This window comes from Methylobacterium terricola (genome assembly GCF_006151805.1).
Classification (GTDB): domain Bacteria; phylum Pseudomonadota; class Alphaproteobacteria; order Rhizobiales; family Beijerinckiaceae; genus Methylobacterium; species Methylobacterium terricola.
On record NZ_VDDA01000103.1, the window covers coordinates 1 to 1,008 of the forward strand.

The following is a 1,008-nucleotide window of genomic DNA, read 5'->3' on the forward strand; positions in this document are numbered from 1 at the left end:
ACCTCTCGGCCGAGGTGGCGCGCTTCCTCGACACCGTGCGGGCAGCCTGATGTTCTCAAGTCTGGAGTACAGCGGCATATGCCGCCATGGATGCATACAGTCACAGCCTTAATTGGCAACTCGTCACACCAGCCTGCCATCCGCTCCGCTGTCGTCACCTGCGAGCTGGGTCTCCACCCGGAGGGAACACCCCAGCTTGCTGCCCTGAGGCCACCCAGGCAAAGATGCGACTAACCTGCACAGGCGTCCATTTACCTCCGCGGGCTGTGGGGATGCCGCGAGCATTCAAAGCGGCAGCGACTGACCGCAGGGTCGTTGCGCCACTGGCCTGCAACTCTGCGATGGTGGGGGCTAAATCAGCGGCGTATCGCCTAGCTCGCTCCTGACGCACGCGGATGCTGGTCTCTCGGCCCTTATCAGCAAATCGGTCGATCCCAACCTTCATACAACCTACCACTGTATGTGTGCCACGAATGCTTTCTAGCATGTGAGCGTCAGCAATCAGGCAAGCCTGTCAGGGTTCTATCCTTCTGACTAGAACCCTATCGTTTCAAGCGATCACTCAGATGTCACCGCGAGCTTCACGCTCAGTACGACGCAGCCTGTTTCATCGCGTACCGTGGTGGATGCCCCACTTGGGAAACCCTGCAGCGCGGCGTGATGGACGAACTCGCACAGCGTTCGTACCGCCTGGGTTCGAGCCGCATCAGCATCGGCGCATTCGATACCCTGTCGGTCGTGCATCGAACCGTGCGGATCATGAATGTCAAAGAAGTACCAGGCCACTCAGCAACCCCCGATACATTGGGGGCGACGAGCATCATACCCCAAAACGGCATAGCTGAAGACGCGGAATTGTACGCTAACCTAGAATAACGACGGTGCCCATTTAGGCGGCTTCGTCACACCTCCTGTGAGCTTCGACGCTCCAGCGTAGCCGGCTTCGGCAGCACACACTCGGTATCTCCCATAAGGCTAGGCTTTATCGTAGGCGCTGCTAAGCTCCCC

At 58.9% G+C, this 1,008-nt stretch carries 2 protein-coding genes; both read right to left on the reverse strand.

Annotation, left to right across the window (positions count from 1 at the left end):
* Nucleotides 1–154 precede the first annotated feature (154 nt).
* On the reverse strand, nucleotides 155–487 hold the full coding sequence (locus FF100_RS36815) for a recombinase-like helix-turn-helix domain-containing protein (protein ID WP_139040929.1): 333 nt from the start codon (nucleotides 485–487) through the stop codon (nucleotides 155–157).
* Between the two features lie 71 nt (nucleotides 488–558).
* Nucleotides 559–786 (reverse strand): DUF6894 family protein, encoded by a 228-nt coding sequence (locus FF100_RS36820; protein WP_139040930.1) that lies wholly within the window; start codon nucleotides 784–786, stop codon nucleotides 559–561.
* Nucleotides 787–1,008 lie beyond the last annotated feature (222 nt).

Bases quoted from the DNA above. Each gene is read 5' to 3' on its own strand.
- FF100_RS36815 (WP_139040929.1), bottom strand. From the start codon at position 487: ATGCTAGAAAGCATTCGTGGCACACATACAGTGGTAGGTTGTATGAAG.